The sequence below is a fragment of the Fodinicurvata sediminis DSM 21159 genome, from assembly GCF_000420625.1.
GTDB classification, from domain to species: domain Bacteria; phylum Pseudomonadota; class Alphaproteobacteria; order Kiloniellales; family DSM-21159; genus Fodinicurvata; species Fodinicurvata sediminis.
Genome location: NZ_ATVH01000019.1, coordinates 66949 through 92135 on the forward strand (window position 1 = coordinate 66949; position 25187 = coordinate 92135).

The window sequence follows — 25187 nt, forward strand, 5'->3', positions numbered from 1 at the left end:
ATCAGGCCGGAAGCAACCGGTTGCAACAGAACGAGGAACTGCGACTGGCCAGTCGCCCGGTGGGTGAAGACGAGCGCGCGGTCGAACTGTCCGTCCCGGATATCCATTGCGGTGGCTGTATCCGTGCCATCGAGAAGACTCTTGGCGATCTACCTGGCATCACCCATGTGCGTGTGAACCTGACGGCGCGCAGGGTTACCGTGCGCTGGAAGGAGGAAGGCGATGGACCGCCACCCTTCCTCGCAAGTCTGGAGGCTCTGGGGTATCCAGCACATCTGCATCAGGCTTCTGCCGAAAGCGACAAGGATCCGAGCCTTGGACCCTTGATCCGCGCGCTCGCCGTAGCCGGCTTCGGGGCCGGCAACATCATGTTCCTGTCCGTGGCGGTCTGGTCGGGGGCCGAGGGTACGACGCGCGACATCTTTCACTGGATATCCGCTGCGATTGCCCTGCCGGTTCTGATCTATTCCGGGCGTATCTTCTATGTCTCTGCCTGGCGTGCTCTGCGTCATGGCCAGACCAACATGGATGTGCCCATTACGCTTGGGGTACTGCTGGCCTTCGGGATGAGTCTCTATGACACCTTGCAGCATGCCCAGCACGCCTATTTCGATGCCGCGACGATGCTACTGTTCTTCCTGTTGGTGGGGCGGACCCTGGACCATGTCATGCGCGCCCGGGCTCGTTCGGCAGTCCAGGGACTGGCGCGATTGGCGGCCCGAGGTGCACAGGTCGAGCAAACCGATGGGCAACTGACCTACAGGGCGGTTGAGGAGATTCACCCGGGTGATGTACTGCAGATACAGGCCGGTCAGCGCATTCCCCTGGATGGGCAGGTCCTGACGGGCAGCTCGGACCTGGATGTTTCGCTGGTCACGGGGGAGAGCGCGCCCTGCGCTGTCCAGCCCGGGTCCGCGCTTCAGGCGGGAACGCTCAACCTGACCGGCCCTTTGCGTGTCAAGGTCACGGCCGGAGCCGACGATTCCTTCCTGGCCAAGATGGTGGCGCTGATGGAAGCGGCCGAGGCCGGTCGTTCCCGTTATCGCCGCCTGGCCGACCGCGCCTCGCGGCTCTATGCACCGGTTGTCCATCTCGCCGCAGCCCTGGGGTTCCTGGGCTGGATGATGGCGGCAGGCGACCTGCATCAGGCCGTGACCATTGCCGTGGCCGTCCTGATCATAACCTGTCCCTGTGCTCTGGGTTTGGCGGTTCCGATGGTCCAGGTCATGGCAGCCCGGCGGCTTTTCGAACAGCGGGTCATGATGAAGGATGGGGCCGCCCTGGAGCGCCTGGCCGAAATCGACCGTGTGGTGTTCGACAAGACGGGGACCCTGACGCGCGGCGAGCTAGAGTTGCTGGAGCCGGACAAGCTGACTCCGGACAATCTGGATTTGGCCGCCGCGATGGGAGCGATGTCCGCGCATCCCTGTTCGCAGGCTCTGGCGGCGCGTGGGACACCTCAGGACGAAAGGCAGCGCAGATCTTTTGATCAGGTGCGTGAAATACCCGGACATGGCGTTGAGGCCATCATCGGTAACGATCGTTTTCGTTTGGGGCGTGCCGACTGGGCCCTGGAAGCTGGCACGGACTCACTGGATGGTCTCGCTCCCGATGCCAAAGCGGGCGCAGTGCTCTCCTGTAATAATCGCCTGCTGGAGGCCTTTTCCTTCTCCGATTCCCTGCGGCCCGGTGCCAGGCAGGCCGTCGAGGCGCTGAAGCGACAGGGCATGGCGGTTGAGATCCTGTCTGGCGACAGACCCGAGACGGCCAGCCGGATCGCGGCAGAGCTGGGAATTGAAGAGTGGCGCAGTGCAGCAAAACCGTCGGATAAGGTGGACCGATTGGCAGAGTTGGCGGGCCAGGGGCAGCGGGTCTTGATGGTCGGCGACGGCCTGAACGATGCGCCGGCCCTTGCAACGGCCGAGGTGTCCATGGCGCCGGGCAGCGGTGCCGACGTGGGGCGCAATGCAGCCGACCTGGTGTTCCTGGGCGACAGCCTGCTGGCCGTTCCGGCGGCCACCGACCTGGCGCGCCGTGCGCAGAGGCTGGTGCGCCAGAATTTCGCCCTTGCGATTGGCTACAACGCCCTGGCGTTGCCCTTTGCCATGCTGGGGTATGTCACACCGCTCTTTGCAGCGGTCGCCATGTCGTCTTCCTCGCTTCTGGTGGTGGCCAATGCCCTGAGGCTTGGAGCGGCGGACAGGCGATTGGACCCGGTCCCTCTTGAAGGTGATGCTCTCAAGCACCACCCTGCTGGGCAGTTGGAGGCGGCAGAATGAATGTCCTGTTCTACCTGATCCCCATATCCCTGCTGCTGGGCGGGATTGCCCTGGCCGCGTTTTTCTGGTCCCTCAAGAGCGGCCAGTACGACGACCTGAACGGTGCGGCGGAGCGGATTCTCTATGACGAGGACGAACCGCCGCGCGGCTGAGTCAACGCGTTCTGCTCAATCTTCAGCATAGGCTGACAATGGCGGCATGATGCCCTTGCGCAGCAATTCGGCTCGCTCGGCCTCGAATTCCTTGAACGACTCTTCGAGCGCCCACTGTCGACGGGCGCGCTCGTTGGCATCAAGGAATGCGCGACAGCTATCGCTCATGCTGGCACAGGAAGAAACGCGCAACTGTTCGTCGAAATCCTGCCACAGGCTTTCTCCGGGAAGAAAGGCAGATTCCAGTGCACGGCGGGCAAACTGCTTCAGATCGGAATAGTCCAGATCGTAGGTTTCCACCGCGCGCATGTACTCGTGTGTCAGGTCATTGCGCGATACGCCTTCATCATCCGTGGAGAGGACAACCGGAACGCCATAGCGGCGATAGGTCTGAAAGGGGTGGTCGCGCCCCTCGACGCCCAGGATTTCGGCATTGCTGGACAGGTTGACCTCGACGGTGATTTCTTCATTTGCCATTTGGCGCAGCAGTCGTTCCGGATTGTTTTCATAGGCGATATCGATGCCGTGGCCGATCCGCGTTGCCCTGGCCGTCTCGATGGCTTGTCGGATGTGGTCGGACAGATCCCTGGGCGGTACCAAGCCCAGGGTCAGTTCGCCCGAGTGAAGGGTCACGCCCACATCCGGGTATTGTTCGGCAAGACGCCCGATGATCTGCATCTGTTGATCATAGGTTTTCAGGACCAGATCGTTGTCTTCAGGCGCGACGAGATTGACCGCGACCACACGCGGATCCTGCCGGGCCATCTCGAAGGCCACCATGCTCTGGGCGAGAACCTCGGCGGGCGGGACCGTGCGCAGGACCTGGGCCACGTAGCGCAGGGTGACAGGGCAGTCGCCCTCATCGCCCAACTGGCAGCCCAAGCTGGCACCGGCCTCACGCTCCATGGCATCCAGATCGGCAATGGATTTCTCGGCAAGCTGCTGAATGCCGGCTTTTCGCAAGCGGCGCTCGCTCTCACGGCTTGCGTCCTTCAGGTCCAGGTCCTGTGCAAGAGTGCGTGCCTCGCCGGCCCGGAAGGATTGCATCAGTTCCAGGTATCCGATGTTCTGCCGGGCATTGCGGGCCGCCACTTCCGCAAGCATGTCCGCCTTGCGTGCGTTGGTGGCCGCATCGAAGCGGAAGAAAGTCGCGAAGAACTGGTCATGACCGGATACCTCGGCCAGCGGAGAGTCGCTGCCCGCCGGCGCCGCCACGAAGTTGCGCAGGGACCAGGCATTGATGAGCTGATCGCGTGTGATTTGGCCTTCGGCCAGGGCGGTCTGCAGCCGTGGCTGTTCGGCAGAGCAGGGCGGTTCGGCTAGCTGGGCACGCTCCACAATGATGCAGAGGCCGTCTTCCAGGGCCCAGTCAACATAGCTCTCTGCATAGACAGCGCCGCTCAAGTGATTGTGCAGGTCCCCGCCCTTGGGCATGGCCTGCAGGAACATTCGCAGATCCACGGGATGTTCCCGCAGTTGTTCGAAGACGCGGGCGGTCAGGGCCGCATCTTCCGTTTCATGCATAGGCTCGCTTTCGGACAGACTGGCACAGGCGGCCGTCAGGGACAGGGCAGCGCCGGCCAGTAGCAGGGTCAACTGTCGGGACAGCAGTTCTTTCGAAAACAATCGCTTTGTCATGGAGGGTTGGTTCCGCTTCCTTAATAACCCGGGTGTGCAGGCGCAGATTGCCCAAAGCCTACAGCGCGGTCTAGTGGGGCCGTAACTGTGCTTCCGCAATGCTGTCGCCCCAGGCGGACATGATTTCGGTGCAGCCCATGTTCTGATCGCCTTCGCGCAGAACGGCAACCGGACAGGCATAGGCAAAGGGGAAGGCCGTACGTGGTGCCGTGATAACCTTGTGCTCCTGGCGCAGGGCCTCGATCCAGGAGGGGTCCAGTTGCTCGTCCGCCACCAACAGGTCCTGTCCGGAAACATCGATCCGCGGATGGTGGAAGCTGTCTTCCAGGGACAGGCCATGGTCCACCATCAGGGAGGAAAGCTGGGCGACGGCCGATACGATCTTGCGTCCTCCCGACGCGCCAATGGCAAAACGCCGGTTTCCCTGTTCGCCGATCACCGGGCAGATGTTCATCAGGCAGCGCTTGTCCGGCCCCAGGGAATTCGGGCGGCCCTGTTCGGGATCGAACCACATGATGCCATTGTTCATTAGCAAGCCGGTCGAGCCCGACACTGTACGCGCCCCGAAGATGGAAAGGAGCGTCTGGGTCTGGGCCACCATGTTGCCGTGCCGGTCGACGACGGAGAAATGGGTGGTGCAGCCCGGCGCATCCTTGGGCTCCTCATGGTCGCCCATGGTGTTGAAGCGTTTCTCGTAGGCCTGTTTGAGCGCTTCGGCATAGGCTGCAAAGCTGTCCGCTGTCGGAGCTCCGTCCGTTTCAAGCCGCTGGGAGAGCACTTCGAATGCGTCACGGAACGTGGGTCCGGCTGTCATGTAAGGGGTGACATGAAAGTGGGAGTCCCTGTACGCGAAGCTCAGCGGGGCTTCGAAGGATGCGCGATAGTTGCGCAGGTCTTCCATGGACAGGCAGCCGCCCTTAGCCTGCAAATCTGCAACCATGGCGGCCGCAATGTCGCCCTCGTAGAATTCACGGGCACCTTTCTCGGCCAGTTGGGACAGGGTATCCGCCATCTTCGGGTTGGGGATGCGCTTGTCTTCAAGGCTGGTCCATCCGGCGATGGTGGGCCATTGACCATCCTCGAGGAACAGAGCGGCCGCATCAGGATCCTGTGCCAGACTGCGTGTGGCCGAAGCGATGATCAGGGCTGCATACCAGTCCACCTGCAGGCCTTTGCGCGCCAGATCCACGGAGGGCGCAATGAGGTTGCGCCAAGGCATGCGGCCGAAGCGTTCGTGCGCCTTGCCGACACCATCGATCAGGCCCGGCACGGCGACGGCTGTCGCACCTTGAATGTTACGGTCCTCCACGACCGCTTCCCAGGGGAAGAGATCACTGGCCTTGCCGGTACCGGAAAGCGGGTAGTCGGCCGGATCAAGAGCGCCCGGGGAGCGCATGCCATAGTTGAGGGAGTGCGCCTGCTCTTCATTTGCGCGCCAGAGCATCATGGCACCACCACCAGCCGGACCGCTCATCCAGGGTTCCAGGACGCCCAGCGCGAAGGATGTGGCAACCGCTGCGTCCACGGCATCACCGCCTTCTGCCAGAATCTCTGCACCAACGCGTGCGGCGTGGCTGTGCTGAGCCGAGACAACACCACCCTTGGTTTTGATTACGGTTTTGCGGACCTGCTGTGTGGTGGAAAGGTTGATGCTCAAGATTCTGGTTCCTCTTAGCCTGTTATTCTGGAGTTCATTAGAGTTCGCTTTGATGATCCGGATCAGCGCGCAATGTCCATGGCGGCTTCCGAAATGAGGGGGGCGAAGCGGGTCACGAAATCCTCCGGTTTCCAGTCACTCAGGGAGCCGGCCAGGTGGATTGCGCCTGCAGGTCGGCCGTCAGGACCGGGCAGAGCGACTCCAATGGCAATTTCACCGATCAGGATTTCCTCCAAGGTTAGGGCATAGCCCTTGTCCCGCGCCTCAGCCAGCTTGTCCCTGATAGCGGCGGGATCTGTCAGAGTTCTGGGCGTAAAGGGGGTTCTGTCCGAGCGTTCGATGATATCGTCCGCTTCTGCACTGTCGAGTTGTGAGAGTATTGCGCGTCCACCGGAGGAGCAGTAGGTGGGAACGCTGTGTCCCACCAAGGTAGCGTGAAAGGTCTCGCGTTTGCTCTGCATGCGGGCGGCATAGACAACACGCAGGTCGTCGAAAAGGCTGAGATCCACCCGCTCGCGAACGTTGCGCCGCAGTTCAAGCAGCACCGGCGTCGCCCTGCGCACGAGCGGGTTCAGGCGCAGGTAATCCAGCGTATGATCCAGGATGCGGATGTCCGGCAGGAAGCCTCGTCCATGTTCATCGCGCCGGATATATCCAAGCCTTCGCAAGGTGTGTACGATCCGCTGTGCCGCCGAGCGGTCGATTTGAGCGGACTGGGCAATTTCTGATAAACTCAGCGGCTGTTCGCTCTCGTGAAAGGCCGAGAGTACATCGAGCGCGCGGCCGATGGAGCGCGTGAAAAGGGGGTCTTCCAGATGGTCCTTCTGGCCACTCGATGTTCCCGAACCTGGCCTCAATACACTGCGCACCATTCGTTCGCTCGCGCTGTTGACAATAAGTGAATGATGAATTTAACGTGACAGGCAATGCAAGAGTATCGTTCAGCGATACAGAAGAATAATTTTCGTTTGATTTTTGGAACAAATCCCTGAATCAAATAGAGGCAGACAGGGAGATGGTAAGACCATGGGAAGCCGGGTCGCCATAGGCGGGCTATTACACGAAACGAACACTTTTGCTCCCACTAAAGCGGATTATGCGGCCTTCGAGCAAGGGGGTGGCTATATCCCGATGACGAGGGGCATGCGTCTGTTTGATGTGGCGAAGGGCATCAATCTGGGTGTGTCCGGGGCCATGGCGCATGGCCGTGAGGCCGGCTGGGACATGATCCCAACCCTCTGGGCCGGTGCGATTCCTTCGGCACATGTCACGCGTGATGCCTATGAAGCCATTGTTTCCGAGATCGTCGAAGGCATTGCCGCTGCGGGCGAACTAGATGGTGTCTACCTGGACCTGCATGGCGCCATGGTCTGTGAGCATCTGGACGATGGTGAGGGCGAATTGCTCCAGCGCGTCCGCAATGTGGTTGGAGATGCCGTACCCATTGCAGCCAGTCTGGACCTCCACGGAAACATCACGGAAAAGATGATGTCGGCGGCCGACGTCCTGGTCGGCTTTCGCACATATCCCCACATCGACATGGCCAGGACCGGTGAGCGCGCCGCCCAGCAACTGACAAAGATCATGTCCGAGGGCCGTCGTCCGGCAAAGGCCATGCGGCGGTTGCCTTATCTGGTGCCGATTCCCTGGCAGTGCACGGATCTTCAGCCTGGCGCGCGCCTTTATGGTCTGGTGGATGAGCTTGAGCAGGGAGATGTTTCCAGCACATCGCTGTTCATGGGGTTCCCCGCCGCCGACTTTCCGGAATGCGGCCCCACGGCGCTGGCCTTTGCCGATAGCCAGCAGGCTGCGGATGAGGCAGTTGATCGTATTGCCGAGGCCTACAGGCAGGCCGAGCCGGAATATGCGGGCACATCTTATGAAGCGGCGGACGGTGTGGCAAAGGCCCGTGAGTTGCTGGCACAGGGCGTTCCGCGCCCGATCGTTCTGGCCGATACTCAGGACAATCCGGGTGCCGGCGGCGATTCCAACACGACGGGTATGCTGCGGGCCCTGGTCGAGGCTGCCGTGCCGGATGCCGCCGTCGGCCTGATCGTCGATCCGGAATCGGCGGCCCAGGCCCATGCAGCCGGTGAGGGGCGAGAAATCGAACTGGCACTGGGTGGGCAGTCGAACGTTCCGGGCGACAGCCCCTATACTGCGCGCTTCGTCGTTGAGAAGCTCTCCGACGGCCGTTTTACAGCGCCGGGCCCCTTCTATGGCGGAGCACAGATGGATCTGGGGCCTTCGGCCTGTCTCAGGATCGGTGGGGTCCGCGTCGTGGTTTCCACACACAAGGCACAGATGGCGGATCGGGAGATGTTCCGCTTCGCCGGCATCGCCCCCGAGGAAACGGATATCCTCGTGGTCAAGAGTTCAACACACTTCCGGGCCGATTTCGCGCCGATAGCGGGGCAAATTCTTGTTTGCGTCGCGCCTGGCCCCATGGCCATCGATCCGGCATCGTTGCCGTGGCGGCGATTGACGCCGGGGCTTCGGCTTTCGCCCATGGGCCCGGAATACAGAATGCAGGGTGCTGAAGGCGTGGGGTGATACCCGGCCGTCCCTGTACCGTCGAGACGATTTGTCTCCAACAAGAGTAGATTTAACCTGAAAACCAGCAGAGAGGTACATTATGACAGAACATTTCAAAGCCAGGAGCGGGCGCATGGCCCGGCGCGGCGGCGTTGCAGCCGCGGCGCTGATGGCCATGACCATGCTGACGCCGGCGAGCTCCGTCGCTCAGGACGAGCAGGAGACCATTACCGGTGTCATGCACTCCGGCCTGCGTGTGCTGGACCCGATCATCACCACGGCCCACATCACCCGCAACCATGGTTACATGATCTATGACGTCCTGCTGGCTCAGGACGAGGACTTCCAGCCGCATCCGCAGATGGCCGACTGGGAAGTCTCGGATGACAACCTGGTTTACACCTTTACCCTGCGGGATGGCCTGAAATTCCACGACGGTGAGCCTGTGACAGCCGAGGACGTTGTTGCATCGCTTGAGCGTTGGGGCGAGGTCGATTCCGGTGGCCAGCAGATCTTCGACGTAACCGACAGCCTGGAGGCCACGGACGAGAAGACGGTGACCTGGACGCTCAGCGAGCCCTTCCCGCCCATGCTTCAGGTGCTCTCGAAGCAGTCGGCACGTCCGGCCTTCATCATGCCGAAGCGTGTTGCCGAAACGCCGGCAGACACCTCCATTGACGAGTATGTCGGTTCCGGTCCTTTCGTCTTCAACGAGGAAGAGTTCGATCCAGGACAGAAGGTCGTTTACGACAAGTTCGAGGATTATGTCCCGCGCGATGAAGAAGCGAACTGGATGGCTGGCGGCAAGGAGGTCAACGTCGACCGGGTCGAGTGGGTCAGCATGTCCGACATGATGACATCGGTGAACGCGCTTGCCGAAGGCGAGATCGACTATATCGAGCAGGTCGAAGTCGATCTTCTGCCGATCCTTGATGCGAACGAGAATGTGACCGTCGAACGCCGCGATCCGCTTGGTTACCAGACCATCGGACGTATGAACTTCAAGCATCCACCGTTCGATAACCAGAAGATCCGTCAGGCTGCCCTGCTGGCGCTCAGTCAGGAAGATGTCCTGGGCACCATGATCGGCAACCCCGACTACTATGAGCTCTGTGGGTCCGTCTTCGGTTGTGGAACGCCGCTTGAGGACGAAACCGGGGCCGAGAGCCTGTTGGAAGGTGGAGATCCCGAAGCGGCTCAGGCCCTTCTGGACGAAGCCGGTTATGACGGCACGCCGATCGTGCTGATGCAGCCGACGGACGTTGCCAGCCTGGATGACCAGCCGGTGGTTGCGGCTCAGGCCTTCCGCGAGGCTGGCTTCGAGGTCGACATGCAGCCAATGGACTGGCAGAGCGTTGTCAGCCGTCGTGCCAGCATGGACCCGCCGGATGAAGGTGGCTGGAACATCTTCTTCACCAACTGGCAGCTGCCAGAGGTTGCCGATCCGCTGATCAACCCCATGCTGAACTCCCGCGGTGATTCCGCCTGGTTCGGCTGGCCGGACGATGAGCACATGGAGGATCTGCGCTCTCAGTATGTCGATGCCAAGAGCGAGGAAGAGCGCAAGGAAATCGCGAGCGAAATCCAGGCCTATGCCCTGGAAACGGTGAACTATATCCCGCTGGGGCAGTACTTCATGCCGCAGGCTCGCCGCAACAATGTTGTGGACATGATTCCTTCGCCGGTTCCGGTCTTCTGGAACATCGACAAGGAGTAACTGCCTAGCTTCGTTTCGGACGGGTGATGCCAGTGACTGCATCACCCGTCCGATTTCGTTTGAACCAGGCACATTACAGAGAAAGAGCCCAAGATGCTTGGCTACATTATTCGGCGCATCCTGGCGGTCATTCCCGTCATGCTGATTGTTGCAATCTTCGTCTTCCTGATGCTCCGTCTTTCTCCGGGCGATCCTGCGGCCATCCTGGCCGGCGATTCCGCGACCGCGGCGCAGATCGAGAAGATTCGAACGGAACTTGGCCTGAACGATCCACTTCACATCCAGTTCATTACCTGGATGGGGCAGTTGCTTCAGGGAGATCTCGGTACCTCCCTGATTTCGAAGACGGGTGTGGTCGACATGATTGCAAACCGAATCAACCCGACCATCAACCTGGCCCTCATGACGATCATCATCTCGGTTCTGTTGGCTGTTCCCATGGGCGTGGCGGCCGCCTGGAGGCATCGCACATGGGTCGACTATCTGGTCATGAGCTTTTCGGTCCTGGGCTTCTCGATCCCGGTTTTCGTGATCGGCTATATCTTCATGTCCATTTTCTCGCTGGGCCTCGGTTGGTTTCCGGTTCAGGGCTATCGTGCACCGACGGAGGATTTCTTCGGGTTTCTGTTGCGGGCCATCCTGCCCTCACTGACCCTGGCGACAATCTATGTAGCCCTGATTGCGCGCATGACCCGCGCCAGCATGCTTGAGGTCCTGGGCGAAGACTACATAAGAACGGCGCGTGCCAAAGGCGTGAAAGAGAATTCCGTGCTTTTCCGCCATGCCTTGCGGAATGCGGCCGTCCCAATCATGACCATCATCGGAATCGGCTTCGCACTGCTGATCGGGGGCGTGGTCGTAACCGAAAGCGTGTTCAACATTCCAGGGATTGGACGTCTGACGGTCGATGCGATCCTGGCGCGGGACTACCCCGTGATTCAGGCCATCATCCTTCTGACGGCGGGCATCTATGTGCTGATCAACCTGCTGATCGACCTGTCCTATACCCTGCTTGACCCGAGGATCCGTTACTGATGGCAAAAACTGCACAACCCGTTTCTGCTTCACAATGGTTTCTCGGTGCCTTGTCGCTGCCGCGCAAGTGGCGGATCGGCCCGGGGCCCATCATTGCCGCCATTGTGCTTACGATGATCGTTCTTTCGGCGGTGTTCGCGCCCTATTACGTTCCCTTTGACCCCATGCACATGGAGGCCACCAAGCGGCTACAGCCACCTGGCGGCGAATATATCCTTGGCACAGACCCGTTCGGTCGTGACATGTTCAGCCGTGTGGTCTCCGGCGGTCGTGTATCCCTTCTGATCGGTATTGGTGCTGCGGTCATCAGTGTCTTCTTTGGACTTCTGATCGGGCTGGTGGCCGGCTTCTTCCGCATGGCCGATGCCATCATCATGCGGATCATGGACAGCCTGATGTCCATTCCGGCCATCCTTCTGGCGATTGCCCTGGTTTCCCTGAGCGGCGCCAGCATCGGATCGGTGATCATTGCAATTACCATTCCGGAAATTCCCCGCGTGGTGCGTCTGGTGCGTTCCGTCGTCTTGAGCGCGCGTGAGGAACCATACGTGGAAGCGGCAACGGCCTTGGGGTCCAGCATGCCCAAGATTCTGACAAAGCACCTGATGCCCAACACCATGGCCCCCCTGATTGTTCAGGGGACCTATATCTGTGCCTCCGCAATTCTGATCGAGGCCATCCTGTCCTTCCTGGGCGCGGGGGTCAGTACCGAGACGCCTACATGGGGCAATATCATGGCCGAGGGGCGGGACTACTTCCAGATCAATCCCGGGCTGATCTTCTGGCCGGGTCTGATGCTGTCGCTCTGCATCCTCTCGATCAATCTCATTGGCGATACAGCGCGCGATCTGTTGGATCCGCGCCTGAAGAAACGGGAAGCCTGATAGATGAAGTTCAAGTCACGCAACTTCGAAGGGGCCGAAACCGTCCTGGAGATCAAGGATCTGTCGGTCAACCTGCCCAATCAGGACACTGTGGCCCCGATCCTGGATCGCATCAGCCTCAACATTCGTGCCGGCGAGACCGCTTGCCTGGTCGGCGAAAGTGGTTCGGGAAAGTCGGTTACCTCGCTGGCTGTCATGGGGCTGCTGCCCAAGGGGGCACTCGAGGTCACAGGCGGGAAGATCACGCTTGAGGACCGCGAACTGCTCGGCCTGTCCCACAACGAGCTGAGGCATATGCGCGCCCGTCGTATGGCGATGATCTTCCAGGAGCCGATGACGGCCCTGAACCCGGTCATGCGCGTCGGGGACCAGATCGACGAGGTTCTGCAGATCCATGCCGACATGTCGGCTTCCGACCGCAAGGCCCGGGTACTCGACATCATGGAACAGGTGCACCTGCCGGATGTGAAGCGCATCTATGGCTCGTATCCTCACCAGCTGTCGGGTGGGCAACGCCAGCGCATCATGATCGCCATGGCCCTGGTGCTTCAGCCGAAACTTCTGATTGCCGACGAACCGACCACGGCACTGGACGTGACCACACAGGAGCAGATCCTGAACCTGATTTCGGAACTTCAGGAATTGCAAGGCACGGCCGTGCTTTTCATCACCCATGACATGGGTGTGGTGGCCGAGATCGCGGACACTGTCCATGTGATGAAGGAAGGCCAGATCGTCGAACAGGCTCCTGTGGAGCGACTGCTTCGCGAGCCGCGTGAAGACTACACGCGCAAGCTTTTGAAGGCCGTGCCCAGCCTGGTCCCGCGCAAGGTGCGTCCGCCCAAGTCCGACGATCAGGTCCTGCAGGTCCAGGACATGAAGAAGGTCTATGGCGGGAGTGGTTTCTTCGTAAAGAAGGAAGGAACCCTGGCGGCCCAGGATGTCAGTTTTACCATCGCCCGCGGACGGACCTTGGGCATTGTCGGCGAAAGCGGCTCGGGCAAGTCGACCGTGGCGCGCTGTGTCATGCGCTTGATCGACCCCACCGAGGGCGAGGTACGCGTGGACGGGCATGAGATTGCCCGTCTGAACCGGCGCCAACTGCGCCCCTATCGCCGTTACATTCAGATCGTCTTCCAGGATCCTTTCCGCTCGCTCAATCCCCGCTGGAAAGTCGGGGAGAGCCTGATCGAAGGCCCGCTCAACTATGGCACCTCGCGCGAAGAGGCCATGAAGCAGGCCGGGGATCTGATGGAGCTTGTGGGACTGCCGCGCGATGTCCTGGATCGCTATCCGCACCAGTTCTCGGGTGGCCAGCGCCAGCGTATTGCCATTGCGCGAGCCGTGGCCATGAAGCCGGATGTCCTGGTGGCCGACGAGGCCGTGTCTGCCCTGGACGTGTCGATCCAGGCCCAGGTGCTGGAACTGTTGGCCGATATCCAGGACAAGCTGGGTGTAGCCATCCTGTTCATCACCCATGACCTGCGTGTGGCGGCCCAGATTTGCGACGACATTGTCGTCATGCAGAACGGGAATATCGTGGAGTACAACTCGGCCAGCGAGGTCCTGGCCAATCCACAGCATGAGTACACGCGCGCCCTGACCGAAGCCGCGCCGGGGCGTGAATGGGATTTCGCCAATTTCCGTGAATTGAAAAGAACAGCCTGAGCCCGTCGAACAGAAGGGACTCGAACTAGGAGAGCATCATGTCCGTATTGCCACGCATCCAGGAATTTGCCGAGGAACTGAGCGAGATCCGGCATGACATCCATGCCCATCCGGAGTTGGGGTTCGAGGAAACCCGGACGGCCGGACTCGTCGAGGAAAAGTTGAAGGCCTGGGGTGTGGATGAAGTCCACACCGGTATAGGCGGTACGGGCATCGTGGGTGTCCTGCATGGGAAGACCCCGGGCAATCGCACCATCGGCCTGAGGGCAGACATGGATGCCCTGCCGATCCACGAGTCTACGGGGTTGCCCTATGAATCACGCAATCAGGGCAAGATGCATGCCTGTGGTCACGACAGCCATACGACCATGCTTTTGGGTGCGGCGCGTTATCTTGCCGAAACCCGGGATTTCTCCGGCAAGGTGCACCTGATCTTCCAGCCGGCCGAGGAAGGGCTTGGCGGTGCCCGCCGCATGCTTGAGGAAGGACTGTTCGACCGCTTTCCCTGCGACGAAATCTACGGCATGCACAACGATCCCAATGCACCGGAAGGACAGGTTACGGTCAAGCCTGGCCCGGCCATGTCGGGTGCGACCTTCTTCGACATAACCATAGAAGGGGTGGGCAGCCACGCCGCCATGCCGCACCAGTCACGCGATCCCATCATTGTGGCGACAGCCCTGGTACAGCAGCTGCAGTCGGTGGTCAGCCGCAATCGCCCGCCGGCCGAGCCACTTGTTCTGTCGGTCACGCAGATCCATGCCGGATCGGCTTATAACGTCGTCCCGGGAACGGCCAGCATTTCCGGCACGATTCGCTATTTCTCGGAAGAGCTGCGTGACTTGACGCACGAGCGCATCCAGGAACTCTGTGCCGGACTTGAGAAGGCCTACGGCGTTAGCATCAAGCCCGACCTGCGGAACATCTTCCATGTGCTGATGAATGACCCGGAACTGGGCCAGGAATACCTGAAAGCAGCCGCAGATGTCGTCGGTGCCGACAACGCCATCGAAACCGAAAAGTTCGCCACGGGCAGCGAGGACTTCGCTGACATGCTGCGCGTGGTGCCGGGCGCCTATTGCCGCGTTGGGCACGCCGGATCGGTTCCCTTGCACAATCCCGAGTATGTTCTGGATGACGGTATCCTGCCCATCGGAGCCTCGGTCTTTTCACGCATTGTCGAGCGCCGTCTTCCCGCTGCCCAGTAGTCCGAGCGAAAGGCAATACCATGGCGGCTTTCGGTAAGTTGTACAGGCTGTCCGCCACAATGCTTCTGTCGGGCCTCGCGGCTGGAGAGCTGACGGCGGAAGAGTTGATGGAATCCACGCTTGCCAGGATTGAGGCGGTCAATCCGCGTGTAAACGCCGTGGTCTCCCTCAGGCCAGCTTCGGAATTGCTGGCCGAGGCCCGGGGCAAGGATGCCGAAAGGGGCGGCGGCCCGCTCCATGGCTTGCCAATTGCGATCAAGGACTTGGCACAGACGAAGGGCTTGCGGACCACCTGGGGGTCGCCCCTTCTGGCCGATTTCATTCCCGATCAGGATGATCCCTTCGTCGCCCGCCTGAGGGCGGCCGGGGCCATCGTGATCGGAAAGACCAACACACCGGAGTTCGGGCTGGGATCTCATAGCTACAATCCCGTTCATGGCCGGACTGTGAACGCCTGGAATCCTGACGTTTCAGCAGGGGGCTCCAGTGGCGGGGCAGCCGTTGCACTGGCAACCGGCATGCTGGCCCTGGCCGATGGGTCGGACATGATGGGCTCCCTGCGCAATCCGGCGGCCTGGAACAATGTCTACGGGTTTCGACCCAGCTATGGTCTTGTGCCTGATAATCCGACCGGTGAAATGTTCCTGCATCAACTTGCCACCAACGGGCCAATGGCGCGGTCCGTTCGCGACCTGGCCCTGTTGCTGGATATGATGGCCGGCCCCGACTCCCGCTTGCCGCACAGCCTCCCGGCGCAGTCCGCTTTCTCGGGACAACTCGAAGCCGAGGTGCGAGGGCGCCGTATCGGCTGGATTGGCGATTGGGGTGGTCATTACCCCATGGAAGAGGGCGTGCTTTCGCTTTGTTCGGAGGCTCTTGCGACCTTCTCTGACTTGGACGTCGAGGTTGTGACAGTCCAACCTGATTTCGATCCCTCTGCAATCTGGCAGAGTTGGACAACCTTGCGCAGCTGGGCCGTGGCCGCGAAGTTGGGCGCCGTTTACGAAAATCCTGAGCGCAGGGCATACCTCAAACCCGAGGCCATCTGGGAAATCGAGCGCGGTCTGGCCTTGAGCGGGCAGGACATACAGAAGGCCAGCGAGATTCGCTCCGACTGGTACAGGAAGCTTGCCGCACTGTTCCAGTATTACGATGCTCTGGCCCTGCCGGCTGCACAGCTCTTCCCCTTTCCGTCCGAGTGGGATTGGCCACGCGAGGTGGCTGGACACCAAATGGAAAGCTATCATCATTGGATGGAGGTCGTGGTGCCGGCTTCCCTGGCGGGGATCCCTGCTCTCAGTCTGCCGGCCGGTTTTGGGACGCAGGGTTTGCCCATGGGCTTCCAGTTGTTTGGTCCCAGGGGTGGAGATGCCGCGTTGCTTCAGCTGGGCCAGGGCTACGCGCGCGCTCATGGCGAAATTGCTCTCGCTCCCTGAGGCCGCAAAGTTCGTTGGCGGGTCCTGTGAACAGCGTTAGTCTCGCTTCGACACAGGGGCAGGCGAAAGGCTCTAATCTGGTCCTAAGGTGATTCAGTCAAGCGGGATGATTTATGGAGTCCGGGCACAAGTTCTTCTTTGACCAGCATCCCGATCCGATCTGGATATATGACCGCGAGAGCCTGAAATTCCTGGATGTGAACCAGGCTGCTATCGAAAAGTTCGGCTATAGCCGGGCGCGATTCCTCTCCATGACCATTGCCGATATTCGTCCTCCCGAGGACGTTCCGTTGCTGCAAGCCGCCGTCGCACAATTTTCCGATGGGGCCCACGAGGCCGGTGTCTGGCGCATCTATACGGCTTCGGGCGATTTGAAGTTCGTGGACTTTCACTGGCGGACCATGGAGTTCAAGGATCGTCGCGCCATTCTGGCGGCCGCACGCGACGTCACGCGGGTCATAGAACTTGAGCGTGAGCGCAGCGAGCTTCTGGCAAGCGAAGAGGAACTGCGCCACAGGGCGGAGGATGTGGCGCACCGATTCCAGGCCCTTTTTGAATCCGTGCCAGGAAATTTCCTGGTTTTAGCGCCGGAAGACTACGAGATCGTTGCCGTCAGTGATGCCTATTTGAAGGCCACAATGACCCAGCGGGCGGACCTTGTCGGCAAGAGGCTCTTCGAGGCGTTTCCAGATGACCCTGATAATCCTGATTCAAGCAGCACGCGCAGTCTCGAGGCTTCACTCGAGCGGGTGAAGGCGCAAGGCCATCCCGATATCATGGGTGTCCAGCACTATCCCATTCCCAGACCGGAAAGCCAGGGTGGTGGCTTCGAGGATCGCTATTGGACTCCGGTCAATGCACCCGTCCTGGGTGCTGATGGAAAGATTGCCTACATCGTTCATCGCGTGGAAGACGTTACCGAAGTGATTAACACGCAGGGCAGGGTTTCTCTGGATTCAGGGATGGCCAGCGGGCAAAAGGCTTTGCCAGAACTGGAAGTTCTTCTGCGCTCGAGTGAGTTGAAGAGTACGAATATTGCGCTGCAGGACGAAGTCCTGGAGCTGCGCAATGCCCAGCGGCTCTTGGGCATGGCAACGTTGAAGCTGGATCTCGACCGCGACCAGCTATCCGTATCCGAGAATTTCTACAACATCCTGGGACTCGAGCCGGACGCCCTGGCACCAGGGGCAGAGGGCCTGCTGGCCTGTGTTCATCCGGAGGATCGCGCCTACCTGCAACAGGAGCTGGAGAACCTGATTGCCGGCCGGAAGGAGCATCTTGAGGCCCAACTGCGATTTATCAGACCCAGTGACGATACCGTCGTTCACGTTCTTTACGTCAGTGAAACGGCACAGGTTCAGAAGGCCTCCATCCTGAATGGAATTTTGCTCGATATTACCCGTCGGGTCGAGGCTGAATCGGAATTGGGGCAGGTGCGTCATCTGGTTGATCTGGCGGGTCAAACAGCCCGGCTGGGGGGCTGGCGAGTCGAGCTCAAGCCATCCCGACTTACCTGGACACCGGTCACGGCGGAGATCCACGAGGTTTCGCCCGACTTTCAGCCAACTTATGAAACGGCCCTATCCTTCTATGTAGCGGAAGACCGTGAGCGTATGCAGCGTTTGTTCGAGGCGTGTGTTCTGACCGGACGGCCCTTTGACGAAACCCTGCAGATCGTGACTGCAAAGGATCGCAGAGTCTGGCTGCGCGTGATTGGTGAAGCGGAAATGGACGGCCAGGGCAACGTCACGGCCTTGCAAGGGGCTGTCCAGGACATTTCGGAACAGGTGAAGGAGCGCGATCGCTCCGAAGGTCTGTCCCGGCGATTGGGAGACATGCTGGAAAGCATGAGCGATGCGTTCTTCACGCTGGATCGTGAGTGGCACTTTACCTACCTGAACGGCCAGGCTGAACGCATGCTGGAGCGCAATCGCGCGGAGTTGCTGGGACAAAATGTATGGACGGAGTTCCCCGCTGCGGTCGGTACGGCCTTCGAGCAGGAATACAGCCGGGCTTTCCGTGAGCAGGAAACCGTACGTTTCCTGGAATACTATCCCCCTCTTGAAAAGTGGTTCGAGGTCAACGCCTATCCGTCATCGGATGGACTTGCCGTCTATTTCCGTGATGTGACGGAGGAACGCGCACAACGTGCCCATTTGCGCCTTCTGGAAACGGCGGTTTCTCGTCAAAGCGACATCCTGCTGATCACGGATGCGGAGCCGGTCGATGGACCGGAGGGGCCGAGGATCGTTTACGTGAACGAGGCCTTCACGCGGCGAACCGGCTATAGCCGTGAAGAGGTGATCGGGAAAACGCCGCGAATCCTGCAGGGCCCGGGTACGCAAAGGCAGGAGCTGGACCGCATACGCCAGGCATTGGAGAAATGGCAGCCTGTGCGGGCAGAGGTCCTGAATTATACCAAGACGGGTGAGGAGATCTGGCTGGAGTTGGACATCGTGCCTTTGGCCAACGAGAAGGGCTGGTACACCCACTGGGTTTCCGTCGAGCGCGATATCACCGCCCGCAAGAAGGCGGACGAGGCCATCCGAATCAATGAGGAGCGTTTCCGTCTGCTTGCGAAAGCCACCAATGACGTGATCTGGGACTGGGATCTGCGAACGAACGAGGTCTGGTGGAACGAGAGCATTAGTCACCAGTTCGGCTATGACCGCAAGGAACTGGAACCTGGACCCGAATCCTGGATGCGGCGAATTCATCCCGAAGACCGTGATCGAACAGTGGCCTCACTGGAGGACGTGATTGAAGGCCGGAGTTCGAACTGGGTTGAGGAATATCGTTTCCTCGATGCAAGGAGCCAGGTCCATATTGTGGTGGACCGTGGTTTTGTCATTCGCGATGAGTTCGGAAAGGCGATCCGCATGCTGGGCAGCATGGAGGATGTCTCCGAGCGGCGAGTCATGGAAGAGCGCATGCGCCATTCCCAGAAACTGGAGACGGTCGGTCAGTTGACCGGAGGGGTGGCCCATGACTTCAACAACTTGCTGACCGTTATTCTGGGCAATGCAGAGATATTGAGCGAGAGTCTTGCGGGTGACGATTCATTGAAGGCCCTGGCGGACATGACGGCCAGCGCGGCCGAACGCGGTGCCGAGTTGACAAACCGCCTGTTGGCCTTTGCGCGCCAGCAAACCTTGCAGCCCAGGTGGGTGAATCTGAACGAGGTCCTGGAAGGAATTGAAGGACTGTTGAGGCGCACGCTTTCCGAGGAGATCGAAGTCACCATTCGTCCTGCCGAAAACGTGCCGTCAGTGGAAGTGGATCCGGGCCAGCTGGAAGCGGCGCTGTTGAACCTGGCTGTCAATGCGCGTGATGCCATGCCCGAAGGTGGTCATCTGATCGTAGAGGTCCAGAAGGCCGAGTTGGACGAAAGCTACACGAACACCCAACCTGATGTTGTTCCGGGCTCCTATGTCGTTCTCTCCGTTTCAGACACTGGCGAGGGTATGCCGGCTGACACGCTGGAGCGTGCTTTCGAGCCATTTTACACGACCAAGGACGTGGGCAAGGGCAGCGGCCTGGGGCTCAGTATGGTCTATGGTTTCATGAAGCAGTCTGGGGGGCATGCACGCATCTATTCGGAAGTTGGGCAGGGGACCACCGTTCGCCTGTATTTTCCGCAGGCACAAGGGGCTGTTCCGGACGAAAACCCTGAACAGGCAGGCAGGGAAAGGCCGGGGGGACGCGAACACATCCTGGTGGTCGAGGACGACGAACTCGTGCGAAAGCACCTTGTGGGACTTTTGAGTGAATTGAATTATCGCGTGACCGATAGCAGCGACGCGGCCAGTGCCCTGCAGATTCTGAAACAGCAGGAAGATATCGACCTTCTGTTTACCGATGTCATCATGCCGGGGGGCATGAATGGCCCGGACCTGGCGCGTGAGGCCAGTGATCACTATCCCGATCTGAAAGTGCTTTTTACCTCAGGCTATACAGAAAACACCTTCCTGCAGGACGGGCGTCTGGAGTCCGGCGTGCATCTCTTGTCCAAACCCTATCGCCGCCAGGAACTTGCTGAGAAGTTGCGTGAAGTCCTGGATGCATAATCCTGAATTCCTGTTTTTCTGGCCCTGCCTGTTGCTGGGCAGCCCCTTTTGATCCCGGGGCACTTGCTGTAGGCAAGAGCCAACCGGAAAGAGCAAAACCGCAAGCGAGGCAAGACAGTTCATGAGCAAGGCGCACCTCTTCACGTCCTTTTCCCTTGGCAATCTGGTATTGCCCAACCGTATCGTGGTGGCCCCCATGTGCCAGTATTCGGCCGAGGACGGCTGTATGACCGACTGGCATACCTTGCATCTTGGGCACCTGGCCTTGTCAGGCGCAGGGCTATTGACGATCGAGGCTTCGGCTGTCGAAGCCGAGGGCCGTATCACCTATGGCGATGTAGGCATCTGGTCGGATGAATGTGAAGCGGCCATGGGCCAGGTCGTGGAGAGCATCCGGCGCTGGTCGGATATACCCCTGGCCCTGCAGCTGGCCCATGCAGGACGCAAGGCATCCGAAGAGGTGCCCTGGAAGGGCCGTGAACAGATTTTACCCGGCCAGGAGGGCGGATGGCAGACGGTTTCGTCGTCGCCCACCCCCTTTCAGGATGGGGAAAATCCGCCGGTTGAACTGGACCGCGAAGACCTGGCACGCCTGCGGCGTTCCTTTGCAGAAGCCGCACAGCGTGCCGCGCGCCTGGGCATGGAGTGCGTCCAGGTCCACTCGGCCCATGGCTATCTGTTGCATCAATTCCTCTCGCCACTGTCCAACCAGCGCAGCGACGAATATGGGGGCAGTCTGGAGAACAGATTGCGCTTTCCATTGGAGGTCTTCGAGGCGGTGCGGGAGGCCTTTCCCGCGGACAGGCCGGTCACGGTGCGGGTTTCCGGCACGGATTGGGTGGACGGCGGCTGGGACATCGAGCAAACCGTCGCCTATGCCCAGGCCCTGGAGGCCCGGGGATGCGCGGCCATTGATGTCTCCAGCGGCGGCCTGTCGCCAAGGCAGCAGGTCAATGGCGGCCCCAGCTATCAGGTGCCGTTGGCACGACGCGTGAAGGAGGCCACCTCCATGCCCGTCATGGCGGTCGGCCTGATCACCGAGTTCGAACAGGCTGAAGCCATTGTCGGTACGGGAGATGCGGATCTGATCGCCTTGGCCCGCGGACTGCTCTACAATCCGCGCTGGCCCTGGCACGCCGCCGCGCATTTTGGTGCGACCGTCAAGGCGCCGAACCAGTACCTGCGTTCCCAGCCGCGCCAGCACAGCGGATTGTTCGGTTGAGAATGGTCCAATTCCGGCGTTCGGAGAGAACTGCGCTGGGATCAGGCCTTTCGTGACTCCAGCCAACGCCAGAGATAGGGACCGTAGGACGCCTCTACATGCAAGCGCGCGCAGTTTGGGGCAGTACGGTAGAGCAGGACGCCGTTGAGGCCGGCAAATCGTACCGAGGCGGAGGGACTGCCTTCATCCAAATTCACGGAGGTTGCCTCCATCACGATTTCTTCCGCTGGCATGCCCTGGATTTCGATGACCAAGAGTGCGTCGTGCGCTGGTGTGGCCGCCCAACCTTCAGGTTGCCAGCCTGCTTCGAAATCAATGGGATCAGGCGAAACCAGAAGGGCCCGGTCCCGGGCAATGCGAACGCGATAGCTGCTGTCTGTCGACGCCACTTGCCAAAGCCCCACTTCATTGCCGCTATCAGGCAAGGCTTTCCAGGCCTTCTCCAAGTGCCCACTGACCATCACCTGGGAAAGACCGGTTACGACATGGGCTTGCCAACCCTCGCGCGCAATCCGGGCATCTTGCCAATCGGGGAAGGCTGTCCATTTTGCCGCAAAATCACGCATGGAGACGGTCTCCTTCAGGATCGAAGGCACAGGGGGATGTGACTGTTGCGCGACGACGCTGGCCCAGGTGATAGATCTCGATTTCCTCACCAAGCCGCTGGCGGCCGGATTCAACCAGAGCCAAGGCAATGGGACGATCCAGCGTTGGGCTCCAGTAACTGGATGTCACGAAGCCCAGGGAACGCAGTCCCTTTTGCCCGTCTTCCACGGTGTGGGCACCGGTTGCCAAAGGGGAGTCCCCTTCAATACTTAATCCGACAAGGGCAGGCCGATCACTTCGTTCGGCTTCTTGTGTGAAGAGCGAGCGCTTGCCGACGTATTCGCTGGCCCGCTTGTTCCGAGGTCCGCTCATGCCCAGGTCCATCGGCAGGGTGTATCCGTCTGTGTCCTTGCCAGCGACAATGAAGCCCTTCTCGGCACGCAGGATCATCAGGCCTTCGGTGCCAAGAAGCGTGGCGTCCAGACTGTCCCCTTCCTTGCGCATCCGTGCCCAGAGTGCTTGTGCGCGGGAAGCGGGAATGGAGACTTCATAAGAGCGATCACCTGTAAAGCTGACCCGAGCAACCCGGACAGCAGTTCCCTCGAACTCTGCGCTTGCAAAGGACATGTGCGGCAAGGCCTCGTCCGAAAGATCCAATCCAAGCTCCAGTCTTTCAATCAGGTCCCTTGCCCGCGGCCCTGTGGCGGTCAGGGTGGCCCACTGTGGGGTTGCGTTGTGGATCACGACCCTTGCTGGATCGAAACGGTCCTGGCGCCATTCCTCCAGACGCATGACAACCCCAGGGACGTGACCCGAGGAACAGGACACGATGAAATGATCCTCGGACAGCCTCAGCACGACACTGTCGTCATAGACCACACCGTCTTCGTTCAGCATGAAGCCATAGCGCACGCGACCGGGTTTCAGGGTGGAAAGCGTATTGTAGGAGTTGAAATCCATCAGGGCTGCGGCATCCGGCCCCATGACTTCAATCTTTCCAAGTGGTGACCCATCGAACAGACCCACTGTCTGTCGCGCCTGGCGGGCTTCGCGCTGGATTTCATCTTCCGGTGCGCCCTTGCCATAGAAGGCCGGTCTCAGCCAGGGGCCATATTCGCGAAAGGCGGCATCAGCGGCTCTGTGCTCGTTTTCCAGAACCAGGCGTCGCATGGGTGAGAAGAGTTCGCCGCGCCTGCGGCCGGCAATAACGGGCAGGGGAACCGGCACATAGGGTGGACGATAGGTTGTGGTGCCCACTTCAGGAATCGTCCGACCCGTTATGGCCGCCATGGTGGCGAGCCCGTTCATGTTCGAGGTCTTGCCCTGGTCGGTGGCCATGCCGAGTGTGGTGTAGCGCTTCAGGTGCTCGACGGATCGATAGTTCTCGCGGGCGGCCAGGGCTACGTCCTTTACGGTCACATCGTTCTGGAAGTCGATCCATTGGCGACCCTGTGCGTCGGGATTTGGCCAAGCGGGCTGAATAGCATAGGTGGAGAGGCTTTCGCTTGCCCGCGGTGCATTCCCTTTCGCCGAGCCGGCTGCGTGCCCCTGTTCAAGGACGCTCGCCAGGTCGAAGACTCCGTTGGCGGCACCGGCCACGGTCATGCCAGCCACCTGTGCGTCGGGCACGAAGGACAGAATGTCCTCCTGATAGCGCAGGCGTCCCTTGGCCTGGCAATAAAGGTGAACACTTGGTGTGAAGCCGCCGGAGACCAGCAGGCAGTCGGCCTCATGACGCTGGCCATCCAGGACGACGCTTTCGATGCTTGTCTTGCCCTCGGCAGCCTGCACAGATGTTTGAATTCGGACTTCGACGTTATCGGGTATGGTTGCCTTAGTATCCGCCCGCAGGTCGGCCAGGGTCACTTCCGCGCCAGCTTCCGCGAGCGCGGACGCAACGGGATAAGCGGTGTCGTTGTTCGTTGCGATCACAATCTTCTGACCGACCAGAATGTCATGGCGCCTGAGATAATGCAGGGCTGCATCTGCAGACATGATGCCGGGGCGATCATTGCTGTCGAAGACAAGCGGGCGTTCGATGGCGCCGGTTGCAATGACAACCTGCTGCGGGCGAACACGCCAAAGTCTGTCAGGCTGTGCGCGGCGTCTTTCCCACAGACAGACGAGGTTGTGATCGTAAACACCATAGGCCGTGGTCGACACAAGGCATGTGGCTCCGTGCGTATCCAGCAGATCCAGGCTTTCTGAAAGCCAGTTCTCTGCGGGCTGTCCCTCGATCTCACCGCCACGATGCAGAAGGCTGCCGCCCGGGTGATCCTGCTCGTCCACCAGCAGGACCTCACGCCCATCCTGCGCTGCCGCGCGTGCAGCAGCCAGACCAGCCGGTCCGGACCCAATGACAAGCAGGTCGCAGTGGACCGAACGCTGAGGGCAGTCGGCCGGGGGCTGTGTCGCGGGATCCAGATGGCCCAGACCTGCCATTGCACGGATGCGAGGCTCAAAGAGATGCCAGTCCGGCCACAGGAAGGTCTTGTAGTAGAAACCGGCCGGCAGGAATCTCGAGAAGTGGTCCAGCAGTCCGTTTCGGTCTCTTTCGGCATCCGGCGAAGCGTTGACCGATTGCACTTCCATGCCGTCCTGCAGAGCGACCGTGGTGGCTCGACTGTTGGGGAATCGTTTACCATTGCAGGTGATGTCGACGATGGCATTGGGTTCCTCGGCGCCGGCGCCCCAGAGGCCACGGGGCCTGTGGTATTTGAAGCTGCGGCCCAGGATTCGGACACCATTGGCCAGCAGGGCAGAGGCGACAGTGTCCCCGGCGCGGCCCCTGAGGGACCGTCCATCGAAGGTAAAGGTAAGGGGCTCGGCTGAGGAGTGTTCCGAGGTGCTGTCCAAGCGCCTGGCCGTCATTTCTGCTCCCCGTGGAAGGCTTCGGTCTTGTAGATCTCGTGTGTCACCGTATCGCGCTCCATGACGAAAAACTCACCGCATGTCAGGTGCACCCAGATTTCCCGGGCGCGTCCATTTTCATTCTTCTCCATGTGGAGGTACTGGGCCCAGCGATCGGCGGATATGTTCTCCGCCGGTTCCGGGCGCTCGTTGCCGGCCTCGCCACCGTAGAAGAATTCCGTTTCGTCGCGCGGCCCGCAGAAGGGGCAGGAAAAACGCTGCATCATTGCCTC

17 protein-coding genes are annotated in these 25187 nt (G+C 60.4%); 11 read left to right on the top strand and 6 right to left on the bottom strand.

Annotated elements, in window-relative coordinates; all coding sequences use genetic code 11:
* Nucleotides 1–20 precede the first annotated feature (20 nt).
* Together G502_RS20895 and ccoS are read left to right on the top strand one after the other, a co-directional pair.
* Nucleotides 21–2279 (top strand): cation-translocating P-type ATPase, encoded by a 2259-nt coding sequence (locus G502_RS20895; protein ID WP_022729801.1) that lies wholly within the window; start codon nt 21–23, stop codon nt 2277–2279.
* Nucleotides 2276–2431, top strand: coding sequence for a cbb3-type cytochrome oxidase assembly protein CcoS (gene ccoS, locus G502_RS22115; RefSeq protein WP_022729802.1), 156 nt, complete (start codon nt 2276–2278; stop codon nt 2429–2431). The genes G502_RS20895 and ccoS overlap by 4 nt, the downstream gene beginning before the upstream one ends.
* 15 nt (nt 2432–2446) lie before the next feature.
* On the opposite strand, the gene G502_RS20900 is transcribed toward ccoS, so the two are convergent.
* The 3 genes from G502_RS20900 to G502_RS0116580 all read right to left on the bottom strand — a co-directional run bounded on the left by G502_RS20900 (nt 2447) and on the right by G502_RS0116580 (nt 6598).
* On the bottom strand, nt 2447–4069 hold the full coding sequence (locus tag G502_RS20900) for an adenosine deaminase family protein (protein ID WP_022729803.1): 1623 nt from the start codon (nt 4067–4069) through the stop codon (nt 2447–2449).
* A 70-nt stretch (nt 4070–4139) separates the two neighbouring features.
* On the bottom strand, nt 4140–5726 hold the full coding sequence (locus tag G502_RS0116575) for a gamma-glutamyltransferase family protein (protein ID WP_022729804.1): 1587 nt from the start codon (nt 5724–5726) through the stop codon (nt 4140–4142).
* A 62-nt stretch (nt 5727–5788) separates the two neighbouring features.
* Nucleotides 5789–6598: an IclR family transcriptional regulator gene (locus tag G502_RS0116580; protein WP_022729805.1), complete on the bottom strand. Its 810-nt coding sequence runs from the start codon at nt 6596–6598 to the stop codon at nt 5789–5791.
* A gap of 154 nt (nt 6599–6752) precedes the next feature.
* Here G502_RS0116580 and G502_RS0116585 point away from each other — a divergent pair, with 154 nt between their 5' ends.
* The 9 genes from G502_RS0116585 to G502_RS0116625 all read left to right on the top strand — a co-directional run bounded on the left by G502_RS0116585 (nt 6753) and on the right by G502_RS0116625 (nt 21498).
* Complete coding sequence (locus G502_RS0116585; RefSeq protein WP_022729806.1) at nt 6753–8279, top strand: M81 family metallopeptidase; 1527 nt, start codon at nt 6753–6755, stop codon at nt 8277–8279.
* Between the two features lie 82 nt (nt 8280–8361).
* The gene (locus G502_RS0116590) at nt 8362–9978 is read left to right on the top strand and encodes an ABC transporter substrate-binding protein (protein ID WP_022729807.1); all 1617 of its coding nucleotides are present in this window, start codon (nt 8362–8364) and stop codon (nt 9976–9978) included.
* A gap of 93 nt (nt 9979–10071) precedes the next feature.
* On the top strand, nt 10072–11013 hold the full coding sequence (locus tag G502_RS0116595) for an ABC transporter permease (protein WP_022729808.1): 942 nt from the start codon (nt 10072–10074) through the stop codon (nt 11011–11013).
* Complete coding sequence (locus G502_RS0116600; protein ID WP_022729809.1) at nt 11013–11897, top strand: ABC transporter permease; 885 nt, start codon at nt 11013–11015, stop codon at nt 11895–11897. The genes G502_RS0116595 and G502_RS0116600 overlap by 1 nt, the downstream gene beginning before the upstream one ends.
* A gap of 3 nt (nt 11898–11900) precedes the next feature.
* On the top strand, nt 11901–13565 hold the full coding sequence (locus G502_RS0116605) for an ABC transporter ATP-binding protein (RefSeq protein ID WP_022729810.1): 1665 nt from the start codon (nt 11901–11903) through the stop codon (nt 13563–13565).
* A 38-nt stretch (nt 13566–13603) separates the two neighbouring features.
* Nucleotides 13604–14773, top strand: a complete 1170-nt coding sequence (locus G502_RS0116610; RefSeq protein WP_022729811.1) for a M20 aminoacylase family protein — start codon at nt 13604–13606, stop codon at nt 14771–14773.
* Between the two features lie 20 nt (nt 14774–14793).
* Nucleotides 14794–16209, top strand: a complete 1416-nt coding sequence (locus G502_RS0116615) for an amidase (RefSeq protein ID WP_051152339.1) — start codon at nt 14794–14796, stop codon at nt 16207–16209.
* A gap of 113 nt (nt 16210–16322) precedes the next feature.
* Nucleotides 16323–20276, top strand: a complete 3954-nt coding sequence (locus G502_RS21700; protein WP_022729813.1) for a PAS domain S-box protein — start codon at nt 16323–16325, stop codon at nt 20274–20276.
* Between the two features lie 121 nt (nt 20277–20397).
* Nucleotides 20398–21498, top strand: coding sequence for an NADH:flavin oxidoreductase/NADH oxidase (locus G502_RS0116625; protein ID WP_022729814.1), 1101 nt, complete (start codon nt 20398–20400; stop codon nt 21496–21498).
* A 41-nt stretch (nt 21499–21539) separates the two neighbouring features.
* Here the strand turns inward: G502_RS0116625 and G502_RS0116630 are convergent, their stop codons facing one another.
* The 3 genes from G502_RS0116630 to G502_RS0116640 are packed head-to-tail and all read right to left on the bottom strand — an operon-like array spanning nt 21540 to nt 25181.
* The gene (locus G502_RS0116630) at nt 21540–22064 is read right to left on the bottom strand and encodes an aminomethyltransferase family protein (RefSeq protein ID WP_022729815.1); all 525 of its coding nucleotides are present in this window, start codon (nt 22062–22064) and stop codon (nt 21540–21542) included.
* The gene (locus G502_RS0116635; protein ID WP_022729816.1) at nt 22057–24915 is read right to left on the bottom strand and encodes a sarcosine oxidase subunit alpha family protein; all 2859 of its coding nucleotides are present in this window, start codon (nt 24913–24915) and stop codon (nt 22057–22059) included. Before G502_RS0116635 ends, G502_RS0116630 begins: the two co-directional genes overlap by 8 nt.
* A complete protein-coding gene (locus G502_RS0116640; RefSeq protein ID WP_211217852.1) occupies nt 24912–25181 on the bottom strand; it encodes a sarcosine oxidase subunit delta in 270 nt (89 codons plus the stop codon). Before G502_RS0116640 ends, G502_RS0116635 begins: the two co-directional genes overlap by 4 nt.
* Between the last annotated feature and the right edge of the window lie 6 nt (nt 25182–25187).

Coding starts and splice junctions, on each gene's coding strand:
- ccoS (WP_022729802.1), top strand. CDS start 2,276: ATGAATGTCCTGTTCTACCTGATCCCCATATCCCTGCTGCTGGGCGGG.
- G502_RS20900 (WP_022729803.1), bottom strand. CDS start 4,069: ATGACAAAGCGATTGTTTTCGAAAGAACTGCTGTCCCGACAGTTGACC.
- G502_RS0116580 (WP_022729805.1), bottom strand. CDS start 6,598: ATGGTGCGCAGTGTATTGAGGCCAGGTTCGGGAACATCGAGTGGCCAG.
- G502_RS0116585 (WP_022729806.1), top strand. CDS start 6,753: ATGGGAAGCCGGGTCGCCATAGGCGGGCTATTACACGAAACGAACACT.
- G502_RS0116590 (WP_022729807.1), top strand. CDS start 8,362: ATGACAGAACATTTCAAAGCCAGGAGCGGGCGCATGGCCCGGCGCGGC.
- G502_RS0116595 (WP_022729808.1), top strand. CDS start 10,072: ATGCTTGGCTACATTATTCGGCGCATCCTGGCGGTCATTCCCGTCATG.
- G502_RS0116600 (WP_022729809.1), top strand. CDS start 11,013: ATGGCAAAAACTGCACAACCCGTTTCTGCTTCACAATGGTTTCTCGGT.
- G502_RS0116605 (WP_022729810.1), top strand. CDS start 11,901: ATGAAGTTCAAGTCACGCAACTTCGAAGGGGCCGAAACCGTCCTGGAG.
- G502_RS0116610 (WP_022729811.1), top strand. CDS start 13,604: ATGTCCGTATTGCCACGCATCCAGGAATTTGCCGAGGAACTGAGCGAG.
- G502_RS0116615 (WP_051152339.1), top strand. CDS start 14,794: ATGGCGGCTTTCGGTAAGTTGTACAGGCTGTCCGCCACAATGCTTCTG.
- G502_RS21700 (WP_022729813.1), top strand. CDS start 16,323: ATGGAGTCCGGGCACAAGTTCTTCTTTGACCAGCATCCCGATCCGATC.
- G502_RS0116625 (WP_022729814.1), top strand. CDS start 20,398: ATGAGCAAGGCGCACCTCTTCACGTCCTTTTCCCTTGGCAATCTGGTA.
- G502_RS0116630 (WP_022729815.1), bottom strand. CDS start 22,064: ATGCGTGATTTTGCGGCAAAATGGACAGCCTTCCCCGATTGGCAAGAT.
- G502_RS0116635 (WP_022729816.1), bottom strand. CDS start 24,915: ATGACGGCCAGGCGCTTGGACAGCACCTCGGAACACTCCTCAGCCGAG.
- G502_RS0116640 (WP_211217852.1), bottom strand. CDS start 25,181: ATGATGCAGCGTTTTTCCTGCCCCTTCTGCGGGCCGCGCGACGAAACG.